The sequence below is a fragment of the Actinophytocola sediminis genome (genome assembly GCF_054779715.1).
Genome location: NZ_BAAGXS010000011.1, coordinates 43,134 through 63,357, shown reverse-complemented (window position 1 = coordinate 63,357; position 20,224 = coordinate 43,134). Strand labels below are relative to the sequence as shown.

General features: G+C 70.7%; 13 protein-coding genes. 4 read left to right on the top strand and 9 right to left on the bottom strand.

What is annotated here, in order from left to right; translation table 11 throughout:
* The first annotated feature begins 6 nt into the window (after positions 1-6).
* A complete protein-coding gene (gene pepN, locus ACYVIP_RS07145) occupies positions 7-2,571 on the top strand; it encodes an aminopeptidase N (RefSeq protein WP_460393326.1) in 2,565 nt (854 codons plus the stop codon).
* A gap of 169 nt (positions 2,572-2,740) precedes the next feature.
* On the opposite strand, the gene ACYVIP_RS07140 is transcribed toward pepN, so the two are convergent.
* From ACYVIP_RS07140 to ACYVIP_RS07130, 3 genes are all read right to left on the bottom strand, one after another.
* Positions 2,741-3,247: a DUF5130 family protein gene (locus tag ACYVIP_RS07140; protein ID WP_460393324.1), complete on the bottom strand. Its 507-nt coding sequence runs from the start codon at positions 3,245-3,247 to the stop codon at positions 2,741-2,743.
* Complete coding sequence (ctaJ, locus tag ACYVIP_RS07135; RefSeq protein WP_460393322.1) at positions 3,234-3,482, bottom strand: aa3-type cytochrome oxidase subunit CtaJ; 249 nt, start codon at positions 3,480-3,482, stop codon at positions 3,234-3,236. The genes ACYVIP_RS07140 and ctaJ overlap by 14 nt, the downstream gene beginning before the upstream one ends.
* A 495-nt stretch (positions 3,483-3,977) precedes the next feature.
* Positions 3,978-4,529 (bottom strand): HNH endonuclease, encoded by a 552-nt coding sequence (locus ACYVIP_RS07130; RefSeq protein WP_460393576.1) that lies wholly within the window; start codon positions 4,527-4,529, stop codon positions 3,978-3,980.
* 194 nt (positions 4,530-4,723) lie between these two features.
* On the opposite strand from ACYVIP_RS07130, the gene ACYVIP_RS07125 reads away from it, so the two are divergent.
* The 3 genes from ACYVIP_RS07125 to ACYVIP_RS07115 are packed head-to-tail and all read left to right on the top strand — an operon-like array spanning position 4,724 to position 7,762.
* Complete coding sequence (locus ACYVIP_RS07125) at positions 4,724-5,734, top strand: mechanosensitive ion channel family protein (protein WP_460393320.1); 1,011 nt, start codon at positions 4,724-4,726, stop codon at positions 5,732-5,734.
* Positions 5,735-5,756: 22 nt separating this feature from the next.
* Positions 5,757-6,146, top strand: coding sequence for a globin (locus tag ACYVIP_RS07120; RefSeq protein ID WP_460393318.1), 390 nt, complete (start codon positions 5,757-5,759; stop codon positions 6,144-6,146).
* A gap of 47 nt (positions 6,147-6,193) precedes the next feature.
* The gene (locus ACYVIP_RS07115) at positions 6,194-7,762 is read left to right on the top strand and encodes a glycoside hydrolase family 13 protein (protein WP_460393316.1); all 1,569 of its coding nucleotides are present in this window, start codon (positions 6,194-6,196) and stop codon (positions 7,760-7,762) included.
* A 159-nt stretch (positions 7,763-7,921) separates the two neighbouring features.
* Here ACYVIP_RS07115 and ACYVIP_RS07110 read toward each other — a convergent pair whose 3' ends face one another.
* The 6 genes from ACYVIP_RS07110 to ettA all read right to left on the bottom strand — a co-directional run bounded on the left by ACYVIP_RS07110 (position 7,922) and on the right by ettA (position 20,216).
* Positions 7,922-8,242, bottom strand: a complete 321-nt coding sequence (locus tag ACYVIP_RS07110) for a hypothetical protein (protein ID WP_460393314.1) — start codon at positions 8,240-8,242, stop codon at positions 7,922-7,924.
* A 97-nt stretch (positions 8,243-8,339) separates the two neighbouring features.
* Positions 8,340-8,975 (bottom strand): hypothetical protein, encoded by a 636-nt coding sequence (locus ACYVIP_RS07105; RefSeq protein WP_460393312.1) that lies wholly within the window; start codon positions 8,973-8,975, stop codon positions 8,340-8,342.
* Entirely contained in the window at positions 8,968-9,402 is a 435-nt protein-coding gene (locus ACYVIP_RS07100; RefSeq protein ID WP_460393310.1) for an acyl-CoA thioesterase, read from the bottom strand. Before ACYVIP_RS07100 ends, ACYVIP_RS07105 begins: the two co-directional genes overlap by 8 nt.
* 70 nt (positions 9,403-9,472) lie before the next feature.
* Positions 9,473-14,443 carry an NAD-glutamate dehydrogenase gene (locus ACYVIP_RS07095; RefSeq protein WP_460393308.1) on the bottom strand — a complete coding sequence of 1,657 codons (4,971 nt, stop codon included), beginning with the start codon at positions 14,441-14,443 and terminating at the stop codon, positions 9,473-9,475.
* A 117-nt stretch (positions 14,444-14,560) separates the two neighbouring features.
* Positions 14,561-18,523, bottom strand: a complete 3,963-nt coding sequence (locus ACYVIP_RS07090) for a hypothetical protein (RefSeq protein ID WP_460393306.1) — start codon at positions 18,521-18,523, stop codon at positions 14,561-14,563.
* Between the two features lie 16 nt (positions 18,524-18,539).
* Positions 18,540-20,216, bottom strand: a complete 1,677-nt coding sequence (ettA, locus tag ACYVIP_RS07085; protein ID WP_460393304.1) for an energy-dependent translational throttle protein EttA — start codon at positions 20,214-20,216, stop codon at positions 18,540-18,542.
* Positions 20,217-20,224: the final 8 nt, after the last annotated feature.

Here is a 20,224-nt window from a genome sequence, read left to right as displayed (position 1 = left end):
TGACCTGTGGCTCCGCCCAACCTGACCCGTGACGATGCACAGCGGCGCGCGTCGCTACTCGATGTGCAGACCTATGACATCGAGCTGGACCTCACCGACGGTCACGGCCAACCGGGCGAGGGCACCTTCTCCTCGACCACCACGGTGTCCTTCAACAGCCGAGAGGCCGGCACGGACACCTGGATCGACCTGGTCGCCGGCGCGGTGCACGCCGCCGAGCTCAACGGCGCCCCGCTGGACCTGTCCGGCTACCGCGAGGAGGAGGGCATCGCGCTGCCCGGCCTCGCCGAGACCAACACCGTGACCGTCCAGGCGACCTGCGAGTACACCAACACCGGCGAGGGCCTGCACCGGTTCGTCGACCCGGTGGACAAGAGCGTGTACCTCTACACCCAGTTCGAGACCGCGGACGCGAAGCGGATGTTCACCTGCTTCGACCAGCCCGACCTGAAGGCGACCTACCGGCTGACGGTGATCGCGCCCAGGTCGTGGAAGGTGATCTCCTGCGCGCCGGTCGAGTCCAGCGAGCCGGTCGGGTCCACCGGGGCCGTGCGGCACGTGTTCGAGACCACCAAACGGATGTCGACCTATGTGGTGGCACTGGTCGCCGGCCCGTACGCGGAGTGGCGCGACGAGTACCGCGACGACCTGGCCACCATCCCGCTCGGCCTCTACTGCCGTGCCTCGCTGGCCGAGCACATGGACGCCGACCGGCTGTTCACCGAGACCAAGCAGGGTTTCGCCTTCTACCACCGCAGCTTCGGCGTGCCCTACCCGTTCGGCAAGTACGACCAGTGCTTCGTGCCGGAGTTCAACGCGGGGGCGATGGAGAACGCGGGCTGCGTGACCTTCCTCGAGGACTACGTGTTCCGCAGCCGGGTCACCCGCTACGCCTACGAGCGGCGCTGCGAGACCGTGCTGCACGAGATGGCGCACATGTGGTTCGGCGACCTGGTGACCATGCGCTGGTGGGACGACCTGTGGCTGAACGAGTCGTTCGCCACCTTCGCGAGCGTGCTGGCCCAGGCCGGGGCCACCGAGTACGTGCACGCGTGGACCAGCTTCGCCAACATCGAGAAGTCCTGGGCCTACCGCCAGGACCAGCTGCCGTCGACCCACCCGGTGGCCGCGGACATCCCCGACCTGCAGGCGGTCGAGGTCAACTTCGACGGCATCACCTACGCCAAGGGCGCCAGCGTGCTCAAGCAGCTGGTCGCCTACGTCGGTCTGGACAACTTCCTGTCCGGTCTGCGGGTGTACTTCGCCAAGCACGCCTGGGGCAACGCGACGCTGGCCGACCTGCTGGCCGCGCTGGAGGAGGCCTCCGGGCGCGACCTGTCGTGGTGGAGCGCGCAGTGGCTGGAGACCACCGGTCTGAACACGCTGCGACCGGAGTTCGAGGTCGACGACAGCGGCGCGTTCACCTCCTTCACGATCACCCAGAGCGGGGCCCGGCCGGGCGCCGGTGAGCTGCGTACCCACCGGGTGGCCGTCGGGGTGTACGACGACGCGGACGGCAAGCTGGTGCGCACCCACCGGGCGGAGATCGACGTCGCCGGGGAGCGCACCGAGGTGTCCGACCTGATCGGCGTCCAGCGCGGCAAGCTGCTGCTGATCAACGACGACGACCTGAGCTACTGCACGATGCGGCTGGACCCGGACTCGCTGGCCACGCTGGTCGAGCGGATCGGCGACATCAGCGAGCCGCTGCCGCGCACGCTGTGCTGGTCGGCGGCCTGGGAGATGACCCGCGAGGCCGAGCTGAAGGCCCGCGACTTCGTGCGCCTGGTGTGCCACGGGCTGCCGGCCGAGACCGAGGTCGGCGTGGTGCAGCGGTTGCTGCTGCAGGCCCAGACCGCGATCGCCGCCTACGCCGACCCGTCGTGGACGGCGCAGGGCTGGCAGCTGCTCACCGACCGGCTGCTGTCGCTGGCCTCGTCCGTGCCGCCGGGGTCCGACCACCAGCTGGCGCTGGTCAACGCGCTGGCCGGGTCGGTGCTCGACGACGCCAAGGTGGCCGTGGTGCGCGGCTGGCTGGACGGGTCGGCGCCGCTGGCCGGTCTGGTCGTCGACACGGACCTGCGGTGGCGGCTGCTGCACGCGCTGGTGGCCCACGGCGCGGCGACCGAGCAGGAGGTCGAGGACGCGCTGACCGCGGACTCCACGGCCACCGGCAACCGGCACGCGGAGCGGGCCCGTGCGCTGCGGCCGACCGAGGAGGCCAAGGCGGAGGCCTGGCGACGGGCGGTACACGACGACGAGCTGCCGAACGCGATCAACGAGTCGATCATCGCCGGCTTCGCACACCCCGCGCAGCGCGCGCTGCTCACGTCGTACGTGCCGAGGTATTTCGCCGACGTGGCGGACGTGTGGCGGCGCCGGTCCAGCGAGCGCGCCCAGCCGGTGGCGACCGGCCTGTTCCCGTCCTGGGCGATCACCCAGGACACCGTCGACGCGGCCGACGCCTGGCTGGCCGAGCACACCGACCCGCCTGCGCTACGCCGCCTGGTCTCCGAAGGCCGCGCCGGCATCCTGCGCGCCCTCGCCGCCCGCGCCACCGACCGCACCTGAACTCGCGAGTCCAACCTTCCCGACACGCGAGTCCAACGCTCCCGACATGTCCTGAGCGTTGGACTCGCGTGTTCGGAGCGTCAGACTCGCGTGTTTCGAGTGTTGGGCTCGCGGACGGCGAAACGCCGCGGGCCTGGGGCTCGCGGCGTTTCGGGAGTGCGGTTTGGGGTCAGCGTTTGGGGGCTGGGCCTGCCTGGTCGCACAGCATGCGTAGGCCGGACACCAGGCCGCCGACCAGGTCGCCCTCCTTGAAGGAGGCGACCATGCTCATCACGGCCAGGTTGCAGCCGCGGTCGGGCAGTCTGCGGGTGGAGTCGGCGCCGGTGACGATCTCGACCCGGCGCTGGGCCGGGGACACCGCCAGCAGCACCGCGGCCGCGGCGTTCTCGCCGGACTGGGCGTGCAGGCCCTCGGCCGTCTCGCGGGAGTCGTCGCCGAGGTCGCCGAGGTAGACACTGAAGCCGAGGCCCGTGGTGCGCGCCGAGAGCGTCAGCGCCTCGTCGAGGCGGGCCAGCTGCATGGAGTTGAACGGCACCTCGGAGGCCACCGGCGCGAACTCGCGCGCCACCGAGACCCGGCCGCTGGCCGTGACCACCGCGCCATAGCCGTGCTCGGGGTCCTCGGCGAGGATCTCGCCGGGTGCCCCGGAGGACAGGACCACATCACCAGCTGCCACGAGCGCCTCCCTTGGCCGTGCGCTTCGCCTTGCCGCCGCCCGACGGCACGGCGGCGGACTGCCCGTCGACCCCTGCCGGGTTCGCGGTCCACCACACCGGTGGGTAGTCCCATGGCTGCCCAGGCCGGTACCTCGGGTTACGCACGCGCTTGTCGCGCAGCGTCAGGAGGGCGACCACGCCGTAAATGGCGAGCGGGATCACCGCGTAGACGAGAAGGGTCTCCACGACGTTCACGCGCGACAGCCTACCGATCTCCGCTGACAGCCCGGCATCGGGCAAGGTCTCACCAGGAATGACCGGCGCGTTCGGTGACCGTTACGACAGCGTCGGCAACCGGTCTGGGCCACTGGAGGGCCGCCGGCGTCTGGCAGAAGGGCCAACTCCGCGTTGCGAACGGCCTATGTGCCGAATTGTGCGGGCATCGTCACCGTCCCGGTCTTGTCGGTTACAGTGACAGCTCCTAGTTTTCACCTGTCCGGCCCTTGCGCACCCCTCATCCGCACGCTCCGTGCGCCACCAGCCGAGGAGTACCCGTAATGACCACGTGCACCATGAGCGCTTCCGCGTCCACGTTCACCCTTTCGGACCAGCACGAGTCGGTTGACGCCCTCGGCACCAGGGTCACGCGGGGCACTCGCGTCACTCGCGGTACGCGGGTCACCGCCGGAACCAGGGTGACCAGGGGCACCCGAGTGACCCGAGGCACTCGCGTCACCGTCTGAGTAGCCTTCAGGCCGCTGGCTCGCCGAGGTAGGGCAACCACTGCGGGTCGGCGTCGACGACGCCGGCCAACAGGCGCCAGTGCACCCCGCGCGGGGCTCTTGGCACCATCCGCAGCCGCCAGCCGAGTTCGGCCAGCAACTTGTCCGCCTTGTGGTGGTTGCACTTCACGCAGCACGCGACGCAGTTCTGCCAGGTGTGCTCGCCACCCCGGCTGCGCGGGATGACATGGTCGATCGTCTCCGCCCGCGCACCGCAGTAGGCACACCGGTACCGGTCACGATGCATGAGGCCGGCTCTGGTGAGCGGGACGCGCGCGCGGTAGGGCACCCGGACGAAGGTGCTCAACCGGATCACTGACGGCACCAGCACGGCGTCGGCGGCCGAGTGCAGCACCAACCCGCTCGGATCGCCGTGGACGACCTCGGCCTTGCCGCAGACGACCAGCACGACCGCGCGTCTCAACGGGAGCGCGGTGAGCGGCTCGAAGGTGGCGTTGAGCAGGAGCACCCGGCGACGTCCCCAGGCCGGCGGGCCGTGGGACTGCTCGTGGGCACCGATATCCGACGCTGACGCGGACGAATTCGGACGCGCCTGGGTCCGCGGCGTCAGCCCTCTGGCTGCGCCGATCGGGGTCGGATGTCGGCCTGGCACGCGACCACCTCCACCAGTTCGGCGGTCTTAGCAGACCACAGATCACCCCTGTAACGCACGTGTGTTGCATAACGTGTCCGGCTTCACCTCACAAAGATCTGATGAACATCCTCCCTCACAACAGCACTATCGTCGTCCCCGTGATTGACGGCGAGCCGCTCTCCCTGCAGCCAGGGGAATGCGCGGAAGGCGACAGCTGGTGCAGAGCAGTCCTCAATGTCACCGACAACCAGTGGCTGGCCTCCTCGGCACACTGGTTGCTCGCCACTCCACTGACCATCCTGCTGATCCTGGTGGTCGCGTTCGTCATCCGGACGCTGATCCACCGGTTGATCAACAGGCTCACCAGGGACAACGACGGCGGCAAGATCCCGGCCCTGCTGCGGCCGCTGCGCGAGCGCGCGCCCCAGGCGCTCGGCCAACTGCTCTCGGAGCGGCGGGCGCAGCGGGCGAAGACGATCGGCTCGGTGTTCAAGTCGATCGTCTCGGTGATCGTGTTCGGGCTCGCCTTCATGATGGTCCTCGGCGAGCTGGGTGTTGACCTGGCTCCGGTGCTCGCCTCCGCGGGTATCTTCGGAGTGGCGATCGGGTTCGGCGCGCAGAACCTGGTCCGGGACTTCCTGTCGGGCGTGTTCATGATGCTCGAGGACCAGTACGGCGTCGGCGACGTCGTCGACGTCGGCGAGGCCAGCGGCACGGTCGAGGCGGTCGGCCTGCGGATCACCACGCTGCGCGATGTCAACGGCACGGTCTGGTACGTCCGCAACGGGGAGATCCTGCGGGTCGGCAACTCCAGCCAGGGCTTCGCGGTGGCCGTGGTGGACGTGCCGATCGGCTACGGCGCCGACGTCGGGCAGGCCACCGAGATCCTCGGCCGGGTCGCCCAGGCGATCGAGAGCGAGATCTCCGAGGACATGCTCGAGCCGCCGGAGGTGCTCGGGGTGGAGCGGGTCAGCGCGGCGGAGGGCATCACGATGCGCCTGACCGTCAAGACCCGGCCCGGCCGGCAGTGGGCCGTGCAGCGGGCACTGCGGGCGAAGGTGATGGAGGCGTTCGAGGACGCCGGCATCCGTGGTCCGGGCGCGCGGGGCTTCCCCGCGTCGGAAGTATGAGCGGAAATGCGAGGATGGAGACGTGGCGACACCCGAGACAGTGAACTTCTACCAGGCCGTCGGCGGCGAAGAGGTCTTCTCCCGCATCGTCGGCCGGTTCTACCAGGAGGTCGCCGACGACGAGGTGCTCCGGCCGCTGTATCCCGAGCAGGACCTCGGTCCGGCCGAGGAGCGGCTGCGGCTGTTCCTGATGCAGTACTGGGGCGGCCCGCACACCTACTCCGAGCGACGCGGACACCCCCGGCTGCGGATGCGGCACCAGCCGTTCACCGTCGGTCCCATCGAGCGGGACGCGTGGCTGCGGTGCATGCGGATCGCGGTGGACGAGGCCGGGCTGTCGGCTGAGCACCGCGAACAGCTGTGGTCCTACCTGGAGATGGCCGCCAACAGCCTGATGAACAGCTGGACGTGAGCGTAATCGCGCTACCCGGCGGTCGACAGATGGCAGGATGACCCATCGTGCGTAGAACAGGTGAGGCCGGCCAGGAGTCCGACTGGTGGCGTGGAGCGGTCTTCTACCAGGTGTACGTGCGCTCGTTCGCGGACTCGGACGGCGACGGCGTCGGCGACCTGGAGGGGATCCGCGCCCGGCTCGGCTACCTTGAGCTGCTCGGCGTCGACGCGTTGTGGCTCACCCCGTTCTTCCGCTCGCCCATGGCCGACCACGGCTACGACGTGGCCGACCCGCGCGACGTCGACCCGCTGTTCGGTGACCTGGACGCGTTCGACCGGCTGATCGCCGACGCCCACCAGCACGGCATCCGGGTCACCGTCGACCTGGTCCCCAACCACACCAGCGACCAGCACCCCTGGTTCGGCGAGGCGCTGCGGGGCGCGCCGTACGGGCCGGAGCGCGACCGGTACATCTTCCGCGACGGGGCCGGTGACCAGCCGCCGAACAACTGGCTGAGCGTGTTCGGCGGGCCGGCGTGGACCAGGGTGACCGACGGTCAGTGGTACCTGCACCTGTTCGATCCCGCGCAGCCGGACCTGAACTGGGACAACGGCGAGGTGCGCGAGGACCTGGAGCACACGCTGCGGTTCTGGCTGGACCGTGGGGTGGACGGGTTCCGCATCGACGTGGCCCACGGCATGGCCAAGCCGGCCGGGCTGCCGGACATGGACCTGCGCGCGGCCGGCGTGCTCGGCCCGTCGCCGTACTTCGACCCCCGCTTCGACGACGACGGCGTGCACGACATTCATCGGATGATTCGCAAGGTGCTCGACGGCTACCCGAACGCGATGGCCGTCGGCGAGGTCTGGGTGACCGACAACGAGCGGCTCGCCAGGTACCTGCGCCCCGACGAGTTACACCTCGGCTTCAACTTCCGCCTGGTGCTGACCGAGTTCGACGCCGCCCAGGTGCGCACGACGATCGAGGAGTCCCTGAGCGCGGCGGCGACCGCGGGCGCGCCGCCGACGTGGACGTTGTCCAACCACGACGTGTGGCGCGAGGTGAGCCGCTACGGCGGCGGCGAGGTGGGGACCGCGCGGGCGCGGGCGATGGCGTTGGTCGAGCTGGCACTGCCGGGCGTGGTGTACGTGTACAACGGCGCGGAGCTCGGGTTGCCGAACGTGGACCTGCCGGACTGGGCGCTACAGGATCCGAAGTGGGTGCGTTCCGGGCATACCGATCGCGGCCGGGATCTGTGCCGGGTGCCGCTGCCATGGGAGGGCGACACCGCGCCGTTCGGCTTCTCGACCGAGGCGCAGACCTGGCTGCCGATGCCGGCGGAGTGGGCGTCGCTGACCGTTGAGCGGCAGTTGGAGGACGCGGACTCGACGTTGTCGTTGTACCGGCAGGCGTTGGAGTTGCGGAACACGCACGCGGGGTTCGCCGGGGAGACGTTGGAGTGGTACGGGGCGCCCGAGGGGTGTTTCGCGTACCGGCGTAAGGGTGGCGGGTTGATCTGCGCGCTGAACACGTCGGCGGCCGTGGTGCCGTTGCCGCCGGGTGAGGTGCTGTTGTCGAGCGGGCCGCTGGCGGACGGTTCCCTGCCGCCGGACACCGCCGCCTGGCTGGTCTGAGCGGCCCGCGCCGCCGGCGGGCAGCTCGGCGGCGGCGCGACCCGGCCAGAACTGTCGGTGCAAGCCGCTAGCCTTAAGACAAGGGGTCCCCCAGGGCGAGTGCGGGTGAGTGTGCGCGGGGGGATTTGCGTTCGCATCGGGCAGGGGCGGATGTGAAGGTCAGAAACCGCTGCCGATCTCGCCGACGCCGCCCATGTCCAGGTCGATGTCCGGCTCGGGTTCGGGCTCGGCGGCGCTCGCCGAGCCGGCGAAGGCGGCCGATCCGGCCAGGTAGGCCACGCTCGGGCCGAAGGTCCACGCCGCGTTCCTGATCGTGTCCTTGCGCCGTTCCTTGGCCGTGCGCATGCTGTCCGGCTCGCTCGGATACGCCACGTGCCGGGGCCGCGCCGGGCCGTCCTCGGGCTCCCGCCCCGCCCACACGTCGTCCTTCGGGACGGTCTGGTCCAGGAAACCGCGGGCCGGGTCGTCGTCGTCGCTCATGGGCATTGGACTCCTCGAACCGCCACCAGGGTCACCCCGGTCGCCGATCCGTAAGGATTCGGCAACCGGTTCACCCACATGGTGCCACGCGAACGGGCTACACCAGCAGGGGCAACAACGCGTGCCGTCGCCGGACGACCGCGCCGTAGCGCGCGTCGATCCGCAGCCAGGCGTCCGTGGCGGTCACCCGGACGTGCTCGTCGGCGGTCCCGGTGCCCAGGAATCCCATGCCGGACATGGCGAACAGGCACCGCAGCGGGATCTTGACCTCCAGGCCGTCCCCGCTGACCGTGAGCACCGTCTGGTCCAGCAGCGACGCCGGCGGCGTGCCGTGCGGGCCGGCGTTCTCCCGCGCCAGCTCCAGGCCGCGGTCGGCCAGCTCGGTGACCACCTTCGCCGGCAGCGACTCCACCACCTGCCAGTGCGCCTGGGGCGGCAACGCCGAGCGCCACTGGATGTCCAGCACCGGCCCGGGGTCGATCCGGTCACCGCGCGAGACCGCCAGCGCCGCGAGCAGCTCGTTGCCCGACACCGTCACGTCCGCCGGCCTGACCCGGCCGCGCACGGTCCGGGTGGCCAGCACGTCGAAGGGCGTCGCGACCCACGAGTCGATCCGGTCGTCGTCCCGGTTGCGCAGCCGCACCACGGTCTGGCCGTCCAGGCGGACCGCGCGGGCGACGAACGCGCCGAGGTCGTCACGCTCGGACTGCTCGATGAACTCCAGCTCAGGCACCATTGCTCCCACTGCGCCAGGCGGCGAGGAAATCCTTCTCCGCCTCCGACATCCGACGCGGTCGACCGCTCGCCAGGTCATAGGGCACGAGCAGGGTCTCCGCGGTGACCGCGACCGGATCGGACTCCGACGGTCCACTGTGGACCTCATAGTCCATGGTGAACATCGCGTTGCGCATCTCCCGCACGGACAGCGCCACCCGGATCGGCTTTCCGTTGGCCACCAGCGGCGCGTGGTAGTCGACCACGATCCGCGCCACCACCACGCCCTTCGCGAGCTCCTCCGCCCCGGCGTAGCCGGCCGCCTCGCCGAACAGCAGCGCGACCCGCGCCTCCTCGATCAGCGTCACGGTGTTGGCATGGTTCACGTGCCCGTACACGTCCATGTCCGACCACCGCGGCCGAACCTCGGCTACGTACACGCCCACGACGCCCCCTCGCAGGCTCGGTGCCACGCGCTATGGCCCGGTATCAACGTTGTGTTCGCCCGCTCGTTCACTAACGGACCATACTGCGCACCTGCCGGGCGGCCACCGACAGTGTCGCCAGATCCAGCCGCGCCACCCGGCGGATCTCCTCCAGTGACATCCGCGAACGCGCCAACCGCGAGGAGTTGGTGTGCTCCCAGTTCGCGATCTTCTCGTCCGCAGAGGTGCCGGGATCGCTCTGCCGCAACACATCCAGCGTGATCGCCCGCAACGACGAGTACAGGTCGTCGCGCAGCGCGAGCCGGGCGAGCGCGTGCCAGCGGTTGCCGCGCTCCAGCGCGCTGATCGAGGTCAGCATGGTGTCGATACTGAGGTGATCGGACAGCGCGTAGTACAGCTCGGCGGTCTCCCGTGGGCTGCGCTCGGTGTCCAGGCCCGCGTCACGCTCGGCGAGCTCGGAGACCTCGGTGATGTCCAGCAGCGAGTACCCGTTGAGCAGCGCGGCCGCCCTGGTCGCGAGCACCCCCGGCACGCCGTGGCCGATGAGCCGCTCCGCGTGCTCGGCCACGTTGTCCCGCTCCGCGCCGCGCAGCAGCGTGCTGACCTCCGGCGCGAGCTCGGCGACCACGCGCCGGAACCGGTTGATCTCCGCGCCGACCGCGAGTGGCTGGGGCCGGTTGGACAGCAGCCAGCGCGACGCGCGGTCCAGCAGCCGCCTGCTCTCCAGCACCATGCTGTCGGCGACGTCGGTGGCCACCACGTTGTCCAGCGTGCGCACGTCGCGCCACAACGCCTTCAGGTCGAAGATCGCGGTGACCGAGGTGAATGCGCGCACCGCGTCGGTCGCGGTCGCGTTCATCTCCTCGGCCAGCCGGAAGGCATACGACACGCCCCCGCCGTCGACCACCTCGTTGACCACCAGCGTCGTGGTGATCTGGCGGCGCAGCGGGTGGCGGCCGATCGCGTCGGCGAACTTCTCCCGCAGCTCGCTCGGGAAGTAGCCGGGCAGCTGCCTGGCGAACACGTCGGCGTCGGGCAGCTCGCTGGCCAGCACCTCCTCCTTGAGCGAGAGCTTGACGTGCGCGAGCAGCGTCGCGAGCTCCGGCGAGGACAGCCCGGTGCCCGCCTTGTCCATCTCGCGGAAGCGGGCGATCGACGGCAGCGCCTCGAGCTCGCGGTCCAGGCCGGCGTGCTTCTCCAGATGGGTGACCAGGCGGGCCAACACGGTCAGCATCGACACCGCGTGCGCGCGGCTCACGCCGAGCACGGCGTTCTGGCTGTAGTTGTCCGCGAGGACCAGGTCGGCGACCTCGTCGGTCATCGACACCAGCAGCTCGGTGCGCTGCTCGCCGGACAGCACGCCCTGGGTGACCAGCTGGTCGAGCAGGATCTTGATGTTGACCTCGTGATCGGAGCAGTCCACCCCGGCGGAGTTGTCCAGCGCGTCGGTGTTGACCTTGCCGCCTGCCCTGGCGAACTCGACGCGACCGCGCTGGGTGAGCCCGAGGTTGCCGCCCTCGCCGACGACCTTGACCCGCAGGTCGGCGCCGTTGACCCGGACCGGGTCGTTGGCCTTGTCGCCGACCTCGGCGTTGGTCTCGGTGCTCGCCTTGACGTAGGTGCCGATGCCGCCGTTCCACAGCAGGTCGACCTCGGCCAGCAGGATCGCCTTCATCAGGTCCGGGGGCGGGAGCTTCCTGGTGCCCTCGGGAAGTCCGAGGGCGACTCGCGCCTGCTCACTGATCGGGATCGCCTTGAGCGTGCGCGGCCACACCCCGCCGCCCTCGCTGATCAGCGAGCGGTTGTAGTCGTCCCAGCTGGAGCGGGGCAGTTCGAACAACCGTCGCCGCTCGGCGTAGGAGATGGCCGGGTCCGGGTTCGGGTCGATGAACACGTGCAGGTGGTTGAACGCGGCGACCAGGCCGATGTGCTCGGAGAGCAGCATCCCGTTGCCGAAGACGTCGCCTGCCATGTCGCCGATGCCCACGACGGTGAGATCCTCGGTCTGGGTGTCCTTGCCCAGTTCGCGGAAGTGTCGCTTGACGCTCTCCCACGCGCCGCGGGCGGTGATGCCCATGGCCTTGTGGTCGTAGCCGATGGAGCCGCCGGAGGCGAACGCGTCGCCGAGCCAGAAGCCGTAGCTGGCGGCGACCTCGTTGGCGATGTCGGAGAAGGTCGCGGTGCCCTTGTCGGCGGCCACCACGAGGTAGGTGTCGTCGCCGTCGTAGCGCACGACGTCCTTGGCCGGCAGCACCTCGCCCTCGCGCAGGTTGTCGGTCAGGTCGAGCATGCCGGAGATGAACATCCGGTAGCAGGCCACGCCCTCGGCCTGGTGCGCCTCGCGGTCGGGCCCCGGCTCGCCGGTGGGCGCGGGCGGGCGTTTGAGCACGAAGCCGCCCTTGGCGCCGACCGGGACGATGACCGCGTTCTTCACCGCCTGGGCCTTGACCAGGCCCAGGATCTCGGTGCGGAAGTCCTCCCGGCGGTCCGACCAGCGCAGCCCGCCGCGGGCCACCGAGCCGAAGCGCAGGTGCACGCCCTCGAACCGGGGGGAGTAGACGAAGATCTCGAACTTCGGGCGCGGCTGCGGCAGGTCGGGCACCAGGTGCGGGTCGAGCTTGATCGCGAGGTAGGCGCGCGGGCGGCCCTCGGCGTCGCGGACCCGGTAGTTGGAGCGCAGCGTCGCGCAGATCAGGTTGAGGAAGCTGCGCAGGATGCGGTCGGCGTCGAGGCTGGTGACCTCGTCGATCATGGCGGTGATCCTGGCGACCTGGTCGTCGACCGCCTCACGGCGCTGCTGGTCGGCGAGGCCGGGGTCGCAGCGGGTCTCGAACAGGTCGACCAGCGCGGTGGCCACGTCGGTGTGGCCGAGCACGGCGTCCTCGATGTACTCGGTGGAGTACGGGGTGCCGGCCTGGCGCAGGTAGCGGGCGTAGGCGCGCAGCAGGGTGGCCTGGCGCCAGGTCAGCCCGGCGCGCAGGACCAGCGAGTTGAACCGGTCGGATTCGGCGTCCCCGCGCCAGATCGCGGCGAACGCCTGCTCGAACTCGGCGCGCTGCTCGGCCCGTTCCGCCATCGAGAGGCCCTCGACCACGGCCGGGTCGACGCGCAGGCCGAAGTCGTAGATCCACCACTTGGTGTCGTCCTCGAAGTACAGGTCATACGGGCGCTCGTCGACGACCTCGATGCCCATCTGCTGGAGGACGGGCAGGACCTGGGAGAGGGTGACGCCGTGGCCGGACAGGTAGAGCTTGAAGCGGCGCTCCCCCGGTTCGGCGTTGGCCGGCTCGTAGAACGAGAGGTCCATGTCGCCGGTGTGCCGCAGGCGTTCGAGGCGGCGCAGGTCGGCGAGTGCCGCGGTGGCGTCGAAGTCCTCCTTGTAGCCCTCGGGGAACACGCCGGCGAAGCGCTGGCCCTGTTCGGTGGCCGACTCGGCGCCGACGGTCACGGTCTGGTCGTTGGTGCCCTCGGCGAGCAGTTCGCGCTGTTCGGCGAACACGGCCTCGACCAGGCGGTCGTCCCAGGTGCGCACCGCCTCGGTCATCCTGGCCTGGATGCGGGCGACGTCGGCGTCGACGGCGTGTTCGGGATCGACGGTGTGCACGGTGAAGTGCACCTGTGCCAGTGAGGTCTCCCCGATTCGGGTGGAGAACTCGAGGTCCTTGCCGCCGAGCTCGTCGAGCAGCACCTCCTGCATGGCGATGCGGGAGGTCGTGGTGTAGCGGTCGCGGGGAAGGAAGACCAGGCAGGAGTAGAAGCGGCCGTAGGGGTCGCGGCGCAGGAACAGCCGCAGTCGCCTGCGGTCGGCGAGGGCGATCACGCCGGTGGTGGTCTGGTAGAGGTTGTCGGTGCTGGTGGAGAACAGCTCCGAGCGGGGCCAGTTCTGGATGACCTCGAGCATCCGTTGACCGGTGTACGAGCCGAGCGGGAACCCGGCGCGGTGGATGACCGCCCGCACCCGGCGACCGACGACGGGGATGTCGAGCACGTCCTCGTGCAGCGCGTTGATCGTGAAGACGCCGAGGAACCGGTGCTCGCCGGTGACATTGCCGTCCGTGTCGAACATCTTCACGCCGACGTAGTACGGGTACGTCGATCGGTGGACGCTGGAGGGCTCGCTGGCCTCGGTGAGTACGAGCAGTTCGGCGGACAGCGCGTGGCTCAGCGTGTTGGGACTGGCGGGGAGCGTGCGCTCGGCGAGGCTGTCGCGGCGGAGCACGCCAAGGCCGCTGGCCAGCGAGGCGCGCAGGGCGAGCCGCTCGCCGCCGACGAGCTCGTAATGGCGATAGCCGAGGAAGGTGAAGTGCCCGTCAGCGAGCCAGCGCAGCAGCGCCGCGCCCTCGACCGACTGGCTCGCGTCGACCGGTGGTTGCCCTTCGAGCTGGTCGGCGAGCGCGAGGGCGGTGCCGGCCATCTTGGCGGTGTCCTCGACGACCTCGCGGACGTCGTTGAGCACCGAGTGCAGGCCGGACTCGATCTCCCGGCCGCGGTTGGCGTCGGTGATGAGGTCGACCTCGATCGACATCCAACTTTCCGCGATCGCGTCGGAAGGGGGGTCGTCGGCCTCCGCGCTCGGCAGCACCTCCCGCAGCCCGCCGACGGCGTCCCGGCGGACCACGACGATCGGGTGCACGACGCGGTGGATCTGGAGGCCGCCGCGCACGAGCTCGGCGGTGACGGACTCGACCAGGTAGGGCATGTCGTCGGTGACCAGCTGGACGACGGTGCCGCCGGTGGACCAGCCGTCGGTGGTGTTGTCCGGATTGAACACCCGGATCGCGGGGCGGCCGGGCACCCGCTGCTCAGCGAGCCGACGATGCGTACGCACCGTGCCCACCAAGTCCACCGCATCGTGGTCGATGACCTCTTCTGGCGGAATGTACCGGTAGTAGAGCCGGATGAGATCGGCAAGATCCGAAGCGGCCGCCGCGGCCTGCTCGATGAGTTCGTCCCGGGTCTGTTCCGGGGATTCCGGACCGTCGATGGCGCCGGCTCCGTGACCGGTCGTGTTCGCGGGGTTCCGGGTTCCGGTCGAGGTCATCTACGCGACTCCACTATTGGCGGCACGTCGGTGTGCCACAGGCATGCACACCATAAACGGATCGTCTGGCTGGGCCGTGGCAGGAGCCCAGAAGGGGGAACGAGCGCCTGCGGACGGTCATTCAGGTGACCGATGCCGTCCGGACTCTGACTGGTAGCGCCAGTCAAACAACCGATCGAAGGACCCGAACCCCTCGTTGGGCGTGGTTCCTGGCTGCTCGGTGTCCGGTGGTGGCACGCTCTCGTCGGCGCCCGGTCGATCATCCCATGACCGGTCCGGCGTGCCGATCGGCCGGTCGGGTCGATGTTGACCCGACGCCCCCGCCGCCCGCTCAACCGACTGTGCGTCCAGCCCGACGACCATCCGCTCGAGCCAGGACTCCTCCGGCCGCGCACTCAGCGAGTCAGCCGAGACCGAGTCCGGCCCGAGCCGCTCGGCAGGCGACCGGTCCGGCCGCGAACTCGGCGAATCGGTCGACGGCGAGTCCAACCCCAACCGCTCGGCGCGCGACCGGTCCGGCCGCGAACTCGGCGAGTCAGCCGACGCCGAGTCCAACCCAAGCCGCTCGGCGCGCGACCGGTCCGGCCGATCAGCATGAAGGTCGGTCGACGACGAATCCGCCGCGGCCAACCGGTCAGCCCACGACCCGACCAGCTGACCAGGTTGCGGATCAGTCGACTGCGAACTCGGCCCACCCACCAGCCGTGCGGCCCACGACTCCTGACGGTCAGTCGAGTGCGCGCCCAGCCCCAACCGCTCAGCACGCGACCGGTCCGGCCGGTCAACGCGCGGATCGGTCGGCTGTGGGTCCGGTCCAGCAAGCCGGTCAGCCCACGACCCGGGCGTCGGTTCGCCCCCCGACTGGCCCGACTCGCCTGCCAGGTGGTCAGGTCGCTGGCGGTCGGTCGAGGCGGGGGCTGGTGCGGCGGCGGGGCCGTCGGTCTGCTGGTCGGACCACTGTTGGCCCGGCACGTCGGTCAACCCGTCGGTGTGGTCCCGGTGACCGGTCCGGCCGTCGGCAAGTCGCTCGTCGTCGTCGCGGGTCTCCTGGTAGGCGACGAGCGCCTCGGCCAGCAGGCCGGCGAGGGTGCTGGAGTCCCCGGTCCGCTCACCGCGGCGTTCTCGCCGGCCGGCGGGCGGCGGCGGTGCCGGGCTTGGCTCGGTGCGCGGGGCGGGGTCCGGTTCGGCCGGCGGGACCGGGATGGGGTCGGGCGGGTCCGGCTCCGGTACCTCGGGCCCCGGTGGTGGCTGGGGGACCTCGGTCGGCTCCGGCGGGGTCGGGATCGACTGCGTGGGTGGACTGGGTAACGCGGCTCCGTTGCGGAGGTGGTCCTCGGCGGGCGTGGTGGCGGTCGTCTCGCCGACGGGGGCGAACGACCACCGGCCGCCGGCCGAGGTGCTCAATCCGGACGGTGCTGGCGCCGGCGACGTCTCGGCGCTCGTGGGTGGTGGTGCCTCGGTCAGGGTTTCGGGCAGGGCACCGGACTCCAGCGCGGACATCATGCGGGCGAGTTCGGCTCTGGTCTCCGCGTAGGTCGATCCGGAGGTCGCGCCGGCCACGGTGTCGTCCGGTGGCGGGGCCGGGTCGGGGGTCGCCGGGAACGTGACCAACGGCCGGTATCCCCCGGTTTCGCCGACGGATCGGGGTGGGTCGGGGGTCACGCCCGTGGCGTCGTGGTCCGGCAGTGGCGCGTCGCTGGAGGAACCGTGAACGGCTTCCGGACCGTCGGCGGCCGGGGCCGGCCGCGGCGACTCGGTGGGGAGGGCGGGGTGGGTGCCGGTCTCCGCGCGGCGTTTGCCGCCGCTGCCTTCCGGGATGCTCAGGGAGTTGATGATCGAGCGGCCGATGCGGAGGGTGTCGCCGGTGTCGTGCAGTTGGGCCAGGGCTTCGGCGGTCCGCGCGGTCGCGAGTACCGGCTGGGTGCGTTCGCCTGGCCGGCGGGGCGGTTCGGCCGGGGTCAGGGCGTGGCGGGCCGAGGTCAGCAGTGCGCCGACGTCGACCATGGGGGCGTCGGGGCTGGACTGGCCTACGCCGGTGCTGATGCTCTGCGCGTTGGCCTGGGTCAGCCAGTCGGCGCGCAGCGCGGTGTCGCGGATCGTCCTGGCGAACTGTTCGGCCTGATCCTTGGTGGTGCGCGGGAGGATGACCGCCAGCTCGGTGCCGTCCGAGCGGGCCAGCTCCGCGTTGTCCGGGGCCAGCTCACGAACCAGGCCGGCCAGGTCGGTCAGGTTGATGCCCGACCGGGTGCCGTTCTCGGCCAGGCGGACCAACGTCAGGGCGACTGGGCGTTCGCCGTTGCGGACCGCGTGCAGTCGCCGGTACAGGCCGTCGCGGTCGAGCAGGCCACCGGCGGTCTCGGCCGGGCCGGCCGAGGCGTGCGCCGCCTGTGCGTCGAGCGCGGCCGCCGCGGGAGGCACAACATGTGCCGCGGATACATCGGGCCCGGGAACAGCAGAGGCCGTTGGCACAGCGGGCCCGGCGTATGCGGGAGGCGCGGGTGGAACGGCGGGCACCGGGTACGCGGCTGGCATGGCGGGGACGGCCAGCGCGTCGCCCGCCGCCGCGGCTGCGTGTGCGGCGGGGACAGCGGGCGCGCCATATGCGGCAGCCGCAGCGGGCGTGGCAGGCACAGCCGGCGCAGCGGATGTAGCGGGCACGGCAGGCACAGCGGGCACGGCAGGCGCTATGGGCGCAGTGTGTGCGGCAGACACCGAAGGCGCGGCGGGGAGGGCAGGCGCCGTGGGCACAACAGGCGCGGCGTGTGCAGCGGGCGTAGCCGGCACAGCAGGCGCGGCCGCCGCAGCGAAGGTGGCAGGAAAAGCTGGCGCGGCTGGCGTGGCAGGCACGGCGGGCTGGGCGGGTGCCGTGGGCGTGGCGGGAACGGTCGGCGAGGGGGTGGCTATCGGCGACACGGCGGCCACCGGCGAGGCGCGCTGGCGGGTGACCTTGCTCAGCAGCGCGGTGGCCGCGGACGCGTCCCAGTCCTGCGCGACACCCACCGTGACCAGGAGCTGGCGGGCCGCCTTCGCGGTTGCCCGCAGCCTGCGTTGCTCGGCCGACCGGGCGCCGCGGAAGGACTCCAGTGCCTCGCCGAGGAAGCCGGCCTGCTCGTCGAGTTGGGCCACGGCGGTTCGTGCGTCGGCAAGCAGTCCGTCCAGGCCGTGGCGGTCGCCGATCCGCACGGCCTGATCGAGCAGCGCGCGGCCGCGTTCGACCCTGCCGGACGGCAGGTGGATCCGGGTGGCCACGGCCATCATCAGCTGCCCGACCGCGGCGGCCGAGGTCGCGCGCACCGGCTCGTCCAGCAGTGGCTGGGCGATCGTTTCCGCCTCGCCGAGCTCGCCGTCGTCCAGCAGCGCGCACGCCAGCTCCAGCACGAGCTGCGCGCGCAGCCGCGCGTTCTCCGGCCGGCTGCCGCGCAGCCGGTTCAGCTGACCGAGGCCCTCCCGGGCGGCGTCGACCGCGTCCTCGGTGTCGCCGTACCAACGGTGGTAGGCGGCGGTCCGCACGGACAGCCGGACCCGCGCCAGCCGCCGCTCGTCCGGGTTGAGCCCGTCGTCCAGGCCGAGCAGTCGGTCGGCCTCGGCGAGCGCGTCCTCCACGTCGTCGCGGCGGCCGATGTGCGCGGTGCAGCCGACCAGCCTGCTCAACGCGACGGCCCGCACCGACGGCCGGGACCGCGCGGCCTCCACCACTGGCCGCAGCAGCGCGCAGCCCAGCAGCGGCTCGCCGACCTCCCTGGCGCAGGCCGCGAGGTCGAGCCGCACGGAGGTGGCGAGTTCGTCCTCGCCCGCGCTCTCCGCGAGGACGAGCGCCGCGAGCGCGGGCTCGACCGCGTCGACGTAGTGGCTGATCCGCACGAGTCCGCCGGCCAGGATGGCCCGCGCCCGCATGGCCAGCGACCTGGCCTGGTCGGCGGCTTCGGCGTCGGCCGAGTCGGTGGCACTGATCACGAGGGCACGGCGGACCAGTTGGACGGCGAGTTCCGGGGCGCTCAACCGCAACGCCTCGGCCGACCGGAGGAGTGCGACGCACTCTCCGAGACCGCGGGCCGCCGGCACCTCGTCCAAGGCCGCCACCACCGGAACCCCCAACCTAGTCCCGAGTCAGCTTGCGGTAGGTGACCCGATGCGGACGTGCGGCTTCCTCACCAAGACGCTCGATCTTGTTCTTCTCGTAGCCCTCGAAGTTGCCTTCGAACCAGTACCACTTGCCGGGATTGTCCTCAGTTCCTTCCCACGCGAGGATATGCGTCGCGACCCGATCAAGGAACCACCGATCGTGGGAGATGACCACGGCACAGCCCGGGAACTGCTCCAACGCGTTCTCGAGTGAACCGAGGGTCTCCACGTCCAGGTCGTTTGTCGGCTCGTCCAGCAGGATCAGGTTGCCGCCCTGCTTGAGCGTGAGCGCCAGGTTGAGCCGGTTGCGCTCGCCCCCGGAGAGCACTCCGGCCGGCTTCTGCTGGTCGGTTCCCTTGAACCCGAACGCGCTCACGTAGGCGCGGGAGGGCATTTCGACCTGGCCGACGTGGATGTAGTCCAGCCCTTCCGACACCACCTCCCACACGTTCTTCTTCGGGTCGATACCGCCCCGTTCCTGATCCACGTACGACAGCTTCACCGTGTCGCCGACCCTGACCTTGCCCGAATCCGGCTGCTCCAGGCCGACGATCGTCTTGAACAGCGTCGTCTTACCGACCCCGTTCGGTCCGATCACGCCGATAATCCCGTTGCGCGGCAGGTCGAACGACAGGCCGTCGATCAGCGTCCGGTCGCCGAAACCCTTGCGCAGGTTCTCGACCTCGACGACCACGCTGCCCAGCCGGGGCCCCGGCGGGATCTGGATCTCCTCGAAGTCGAGCTTGCGGGTGCGGTCGGCCTCCGCGGCCATCTCCTCGTAGCGGTCAAGGCGTGCCCTGGACTTGGTCTGGCGTGCCTTGGCGTTGGACCGCACCCAGGCCAGCTCGTCCTTGAGCCGCTTCTGCAGCTTCTGGTCCTTCTTGCCCTGGACCGCCAAGCGCTCGGCCTTCTTCTCCAGGTAGACCGAGTAGTTGCCCTCGTAGGGATGGGCTCGCCCGCGGTCGAGCTCCATGATCCACTGCGAGAGGTTGTCCAGGAAGTACCGGTCGTGGGTGACGGCGAGAACGGCACCCGGGTACTGGGCCAGGTGCTGTTCGAGCCAGAGCACGCTCTCGGCGTCCAGGTGGTTGGTCGGCTCGTCCAGCAACAACAGGTCGGGCTTGGCCAGCAGGAGCTTGCACAGCGCCACCCGGCGGCGTTCACCACCGGAGAGCACCTTGACGTCCGCGTCGGGCGGCGGGCACCGCAACGCGTCCATCGCCTGCTCCAGCTGGGAGTCCAGGTCCCAGGCGTCGGCGTGGTCGAGATCCTCCTGAAGTCCGCCCATCTCCTCCATGAGTGCGTCGGAGTAGTCGGTCGCCATCTTCTCGGCGATCTCGTTGAAGCGGTCGAGCTTCTGCTTGATCTCGCCGACCCCCTCCTCGACGTTGCCCAGGACGGTCTTGTCCTCGTTGAGGGGCGGCTCCTGCTGCAGGATGCCGACCGTCGCGCCAGGGGCCAGGAATGCCTCGCCGTTGTTGGGCTGGTCCAATCCCGCCATGATCCGTAGCACGCTGGACTTTCCCGCACCGTTCGGACCGACAACGCCGATCTTCGCCCCGGGATAGAAACCAGTGGTCACGTCATCCAGGATGACCTTGTCCCCGTGCGCCTTGCGCACCTTTTTCATGGTGTAGATGAACTCGGCCATGGCCGCGA

Excerpts from the sequence above, each read along its gene's own strand:
- ACYVIP_RS07125 (WP_460393320.1), top strand. The coding sequence starts at position 4,724 with ATGAACATCCTCCCTCACAACAGCACTATCGTCGTCCCCGTGATTGAC.
- ACYVIP_RS07110 (WP_460393314.1), bottom strand. The coding sequence starts at position 8,242 with ATGAGCGACGACGACGACCCGGCCCGCGGTTTCCTGGACCAGACCGTC.
- ACYVIP_RS07095 (WP_460393308.1), bottom strand. The coding sequence starts at position 14,443 with ATGACCTCGACCGGAACCCGGAACCCCGCGAACACGACCGGTCACGGA.
- ettA (WP_460393304.1), bottom strand. The coding sequence starts at position 20,216 with ATGGCCGAGTTCATCTACACCATGAAAAAGGTGCGCAAGGCGCACGGG.